A 6,237-nucleotide genomic window follows, 5' to 3' on the forward strand; every position below is an offset into this window, starting at 1 on the left:
GCTTGCGCGCGATGGGGTTACGGCGAGCACCCATCGCGCGCAAGCGCGCTCCTACAGGTGGGGCTAGCGCCAGCCGGAGGTGATGGGGTAGCGGCGTTCGCGGCCGAAGGCTTTGGTGGTGACGCGGGGACCGGGGGCGGCCTGGCGGCGTTTGAATTCGTTGATGTAGACGAGGCGGATGACCCGGCGGACCGTGGCGTCGTCGTAGCCGGCGGCGATGATGTCTTCCGCGGAAGCCTCGCCCTCGATGAAGTGCTGGAGGATCGCGTCCAGCTCATCATACGGCGGCAGCGAATCCTGGTCGGTCTGGTCGTGGCGCAGCTCGGCTGAAGGCGGGCGCTCGATCACGGCTTCGGGAATACCGCCATCGATCGCCGCGCGATAGCGCGACAGGTTGTACACCACCGTCTTGTAGACATCCTTGAGCGGCGCATAAGCACCGCACATGTCGCCGTACAGCGTGGCGTAGCCCACCGCCATCTCGCTCTTGTTGCCGGTGGAAAGCAGCAACCGGCCGAACTTGTTAGACATGGCCATGAGCAGCACGCCGCGCGTGCGCGACTGCAGGTTTTCTTCCGTGATATCCGGCTTGCGGTCACCGAAGACCGGGGCGAGCGCGCCGGTCAGGGAATCGTAAATACCCTCGATCGGGACGATGTGGTATTCGACGCCGAGGTGTTCCGCCTGGGCCTTCGCCTCGCGCAGCGAAAGATCCGACGTGTACTTGGTCGGCATCATCACCGCCGTGACCTTGTCCTTACCCAGCGCATCGACTGCCATCACGAGGGTCAGGGCCGAGTCGATACCACCGGAAAGGCCCAGCAGCACGCCTTCGAAATGATTCTTGCCCACGTAATCGCGGATGCCGCGAACGATGCCGTCGTACATGACAGCCTCGGCGCTCCGGGTATCCGGCGCGGGCCAGTCGAGGGCCTTCAATTGCTTCGTCGCGCTGTCGTATTCCACGCCCAGCAGCAGGTCTTCGAAGAACGGGGCGCGGGCGGCGATGCTGCCATCCGGCTGGACCAGTAGCGAGTGGCCGTCGAACAGCAGGTCATCCTGGCCACCGACGAGGTTCACGTAGGCGATGGCAACGCCGTTTTCCGTCGCGCGCTGCTGCAGCAGCGCCTCGCGGGTGGCGGCCTGGCGCTGGTCATAAGGCGAGGCGTTGATGACGAGGATAAGCTCCGCCCCGGCGTCCGCCGCATGCGCCGCCGGCTCGGCTTCCCAGATGTCCTCGCACACCAGCATGCCGACGCGGACGCCTTCGATGTTGAAGACGTGGGTCTGCTCGCCGGCGCGGAAGTAGCGCTTCTCGTCGAACACCGTGTAATTGGGCAGCGCCTGCTTGTGGTAGGTCCATTCGACCTTGCCGTCGCGGATGAGCGAGGCAGCGTTGTAGACCTCGCCCTGGCTATCCGGGTAGCCCACGATCGCGGCGATGCCCTTCAGGTCCGGCGCCAGCGCCTCAACCTCACGTGCACAGGCCTGGAGGAAGCTCGGCCGCTGGAGCAGGTCTTCCGGCGGGTAGCCGGAGAGGGTCAGCTCGGGGAATGCGATGAGTTTGGCCCCGAGGCGGTCGCGCGCCTCGGCGGCAAGGGCCCGTACCCGGCGCGCATTGTCGGCGGTCGCGCCGACGGGGAAGTCGTGCTGGGCCAGGGCGAAGCGAAAGAGGGACATGGGGAATCCGTGGAATCGCGGGGATCGCCCATGATAATCCACTGACCTTGTAGGAGCGCGCTTGCGCGCGATGGGGGGTGCGTCAGGGTCGGGGCGTGGTCGCGGTGCCTTTCGCGCGCAAGCGCACTCCTACAGGTAGAGGGCTGCCACTTTGAGGGCGGTCTTGTAGGGCTCGGGGGCGTTGCGGTTGGTCAGGAGGACCACCGTGAGGTGCTGTTTCGGATAGCGGACGATCACGTTGCGGAAGCCGATAGTTTCGCCGGAGTGCCACAGCGTGTCGCCGGTGATCCGCCAGCCGTAGCCGTAGCGGATGGTCGGATCGTCGGTAGCTGTCCAGCCGGTGAAGGCGGCCTTGCGCGAGGCATCGCTGAGTAGGCGGTTGTCGTAGAGCGCCGCGTCCCAGCGGGCCAGGTCCTCAATGTTGGAGTAGATCCCGCCATCGCCCAGGACCGAGCTGGTCATGCTCTGGTCGGTGCGCGCCCAGTGGCCGCCCTCCTCGCTGTAGCCGAAAGCACGGTTCGGCACAGCCGGCCCCTCGTTTACGAAGGCGAGCGTGTGCTGCATGCCCAGCGGTTCGAAGATCCGTTGCTTCAGGAACGCCTGGAACGACATGCCCGCGGCCCTCTCGACGATCAACGCGAGCATGGCGTAGCCGCCGTTGCTGTAGCGGTAGGACGAACCCGCGGGAAAGTAGAGTCGATCCGTCTTCGCCAGCAGCGCGAGCACGTCCTTGTCGTGCAGAGGTACCGACGTATCGGCCGGCATGATGTCTTCGTAATCGATCAACCCGCCCTGGTGGCTGAGCAACTGGCGGATCGTGATCGGCGCCGCCACCGGGGGAAGTTCGGGTAGCCATTTCCGCGCCGTGTCGCCGAGGCTGAGCTTGCCATCCTGCGCCAGTAAAAGGATCGCTGTGGCAGTGAACTGCTTGCTCACCGACGCGAGGCGGTAGTCGGTCGACGGCGCCGCAGGGACGTGCTTCTCCACGTCGGAAAGGCCGTAGCCCTTCGCGACCACCGGCTTGCCATCTTTCAAGACCAGCAGTGAGGCACCGGGTACATCGCCCTCGTACCGCTGCATCAGCGCATCGACGCGCGCATCGTCTTTCGCAAAGGCCGTGGCGGCGAAAGCCAGGCAGGACAGGACCACGGCGAGGTTGCGCATGTTTACTCCACGGGGACGTCGTAGATCACGGGTGAAACGGCGGCCGGGAGCGTGAAGTGCCACCACTCCTGCGGATAATTGCTGAAGCCTTCGGTTGCCATCGCCTTGATCAGCCGCTCGCGATTCGCCTTCTGCACCGGTGTCACCCGAGGGTCGGCGGTATGCGCTAGCGGATCGAAGAAATCGAAAGGCGTACCCATGTCGAGCGGCTCGCAATGTCCGCCCTGGCAGCGCATCAGCGTGAGATCCACGGTCGCCCCCCGGCTGTGCCCCGACACCGGTGCGATGTATTCGCCCAGGAGCTTGTCCTTGCCGAGGTTCGGATAATGGGCCGCCTTGGTCGATGTCTCGGACAGGTCACCCGCCCAGCGCACGAAAGCCGTGACCGCGCGCACCGGACGGTAGCAATCCCATAAACGCAGCGCGTAGCCCTGGGCGTGCAATGTCGCTTCCACCCGCACCAGCGCCTCGGCGGCCTGGCGCCGCAGGAAACATTTTGGCGCGCGATAGCCTTCAACGACCGCGCCGGTGAAGTTATCGGTACCTGCGTATTTCATGTCCTCGGCGAGGCCGGGCGAAAGCGTGCGGACATCGACCATGCCCGCTTCCGTCATGGTTCGCGCGGGTGACAAGGCAGGCGCAGCATCGGCAGCCACCGCCTCAAGGGCAAGCGCGCACGCGAGCGAAAGAAAGATCTTCGAAATCGTTACTGAAGTCGGCATCGGGATCGACCTTGGAAAGACGCAGCTGGTCCGGCGCGGCGAGAGTGAGCCAGGGCTCCGCATCCATCCGCGTACCATCCCACTGTACGAGGTATCGCGTGCCGACGCGTTTGAGCGTGCCCTTCATCACCGGTGAACGAGCAGCCTCGAAGCGCACCCCACCCTTGCCTGGGCAAACGGTGACCTCACCAAACCACGGATCACGCCACGCGCCGAGGTAGGGCTGCGCCTCCTTCGATGTAGCCGTCACGCGGGACGAGGTATCGGGGGCGCGTGACGTATCAGGAGCCGCCGCAGCCGCCGCAGCGATACGGTCTGCGTATTCGCCGACGCTATGCGCTTCGGTGGGCGCGGTGAACCGCTTGAGCATGGCCTCGGCCAGCGTATCGCGGGCATCCTCGCTGCCACCGTTGATCAGGATGACGAAGCCACTGCGCCGCACGGGCAACAGGCTGACCGTGGAGTAATAGCCGGACAAGGTACCGGTGTGTGAGACGCTCCACTGGCCATCCACGTCGGCCAGGCGCCAGCCATAGCCATACCCGTAGAGGTGCGTATCGTTCCATGCACGACGGCGTTCACCGACGGGCATGGGATTCTGGATCGTCCACAACGGCTCACGCTGCCGGGCATCGAGCCAGCCCAGCTGGGCTTCATCGGGCGATAACCAATTTCCGGCCCATCGCAGCATATCGTCGAGGTCGCAGCGAATGCCGCCCGCGGCGGCCGAGGTGATATCAAGCACCTCGCAGCTCTTCAGCCCAAGCGGCTCAAACACCTCTCGGTGCATGAGCGTGTCATAGGAAGCGCCACCCGCCACGGCGGCCACTTCTCCCGCAACGACATACATGAGGTTGTCGTACGCATAGGTGGCGCGAAAACTGTGTGCTGGCTGCAGGTAGGCCAGGCCGTGCAGGATGTCCTTCCGCGTGAACGTGTTGGGTTCCGGCCACAACATCAGGTCACCCGCGCCTTCGCGCAGACCGGTGTTGTGAATCAACAGGTCGCGCACCTGCATCTGCTGCGTCACCCATGGATCGTGCATCGCGAAGTCAGGCAGGTACTTCGTGACAGGGGCGTCCCATGCGAGCTTGCCCTGCGCGACCAGCCGGGCAAGCAAGGCCGTGGTCATGGCCTTGCTGTTCGAAGCGATCTTGAAGCGGGTGTTCGCATCGACCTTGCGCCCCTTCCCGTCCAGCACATCACCCACGGTGCGCGTATAAGCCACCTTGCCCTGTTCGATGACACCGACAGCCATGCCGGTGACCTTGTAGCGCGCGACCGCCTCATCGATCAGCTGATCGTACGAAGCAACGGCAGGTTTCGCCGTCGCCACCTTTTCATCATCGGCCCAGACACGGAGCAGGTTGCCGCCCCACACCTTCGCGATGTCGGCATCCGAGAACCCGCGCGCTTTCAGGCCCGCCGTGACGTTGCGGGTCTCCGACGCGTCCATCCAACCGGTGATCTCGCCACCGCCATCAAAATCCGACGCGATCCCGACATGCTCGACACCCGCCACCTTGACCATGTGTTCGATGTGATTGAGGAAATCGTCGAGCGTCGCGAGTGGATGGTCGCGCTGGATCTGCGCCATGCCTTCGGCGTAGGCGGGCAGGTAATCGTGTTTCTCGCTGTCGTAGGCTTTGTCCCCCGCCTCTTTCGCGACGCGTTGCTGCAATGCCTTCTCGGCTGCTTCGCGTGCTGGATCCTTCTTCAGGAACTCTTTGTACGCCACCGCCTGGACCACACCGCCCCTGTCGGCGATGGCTTTCAGCAGTTCATCAGAGAGATTGCGCGGGTGGTCCGTCAGCGCCCTCGAGGACGAATGCGATGCAATGATCGGCGCTTTCGATAAGGCCAGGACATCGCGCACACAAGCATCGGAGGCGTGCGAGATATCCACCATCATGCCCAGCGCATTGGCACGCGCCACGACCTGTCGGCCAAAGGCGGTAATACCGAGGTTGCTATCGGGCTTATCGCCCAGGTCCTTGTCGGGGAGCGAGCTGCCGCACAGGTCGTTATTGCCGACATGGGCGAGGCCAACGTAACGAGCCCCGCGTGCGTACGCGGTATCCAGCCGGCGCAGGTCGTGACCTAACGAATAACCGTTCTCGATACCGATCATCGCCGACAGCACGCCAGCCGCCTTGTTCGCCCGCACATCATCGGGTGTGCGGGCGGCGCGGATCTGCCCCGGATACTGTTTCAACATCCGATCGATCGCATCGTACTTTAGCGTGGCCTGGGCGACGGCTTTAGCGTAACCCGCGTCCGTGAGCGGCCCCTGGGCGACGTAAATAACAAAGAAGGCAGCATCCAGGCCGCCATGACGCATCTTCGGCAGGTCGACCTTAAGCGGTCCGTCCTTGCCGGCGTCGAACTTCGGATCGGCCATGTAGGACAACGGGATGTCCACATGAGTATCGATCGTCAGGGGGTGATCCTGTGCATGGACACCTGACGCAGCCAGGGCCAGTAAGAGAAGTCGCTTCACCATGGGCTCCCGGCATCGAGGGTGTCATATCCCTGTAGGAGCGCGCTTGCGCGCGATCGCGCGCAAGCGCGCTACTACAGGGGGTATCGCTAGAAGTCGAAGGATACGGTGAGTTGGCCGAAGCGTGGCGACTGGAAGCGCTGCGGTTGCAGGTAGGTGGGGTTAAGCCCA

At 64.2% G+C, this 6,237-nt stretch carries 4 protein-coding genes; all 4 read right to left on the reverse strand.

Going from position 1 to position 6,237, the window contains the following annotated elements:
- Positions 1-63: 63 nt before the first annotated feature.
- The 4 genes from VGN46_RS02310 to VGN46_RS02325 all read right to left on the reverse strand — a co-directional run bounded on the left by VGN46_RS02310 (position 64) and on the right by VGN46_RS02325 (position 6,066).
- Entirely contained in the window at positions 64-1,680 is a 1,617-nt protein-coding gene (locus VGN46_RS02310; protein ID WP_331640199.1) for an NAD+ synthase, read from the reverse strand.
- Between the two features lie 129 nt (positions 1,681-1,809).
- Positions 1,810-2,844, reverse strand: coding sequence for a serine hydrolase domain-containing protein (locus VGN46_RS02315; protein ID WP_331640201.1), 1,035 nt, complete (start codon positions 2,842-2,844; stop codon positions 1,810-1,812).
- Positions 2,845-2,846: 2 nt separating this feature from the next.
- A complete protein-coding gene (locus tag VGN46_RS02320) occupies positions 2,847-3,566 on the reverse strand; it encodes a M15 family metallopeptidase (protein ID WP_331640203.1) in 720 nt (239 codons plus the stop codon).
- Positions 3,505-6,066: a membrane dipeptidase gene (locus tag VGN46_RS02325; RefSeq protein ID WP_331640205.1), complete on the reverse strand. Its 2,562-nt coding sequence runs from the start codon at positions 6,064-6,066 to the stop codon at positions 3,505-3,507. The genes VGN46_RS02320 and VGN46_RS02325 overlap by 62 nt, the downstream gene beginning before the upstream one ends.
- Positions 6,067-6,237 lie beyond the last annotated feature (171 nt).

It is taken from the genome of Luteibacter sp. (genome assembly GCF_036500425.1).
GTDB lineage: Bacteria > Pseudomonadota > Gammaproteobacteria > Xanthomonadales > Rhodanobacteraceae > Luteibacter.

Bases quoted from the DNA above. Each gene is read 5' to 3' on its own strand.
- VGN46_RS02310 (WP_331640199.1), bottom strand. From the start codon at position 1,680: ATGTCCCTCTTTCGCTTCGCCCTGGCCCAGCACGACTTCCCCGTCGGC.
- VGN46_RS02315 (WP_331640201.1), bottom strand. From the start codon at position 2,844: ATGCGCAACCTCGCCGTGGTCCTGTCCTGCCTGGCTTTCGCCGCCACG.
- VGN46_RS02320 (WP_331640203.1), bottom strand. From the start codon at position 3,566: ATGCCGACTTCAGTAACGATTTCGAAGATCTTTCTTTCGCTCGCGTGC.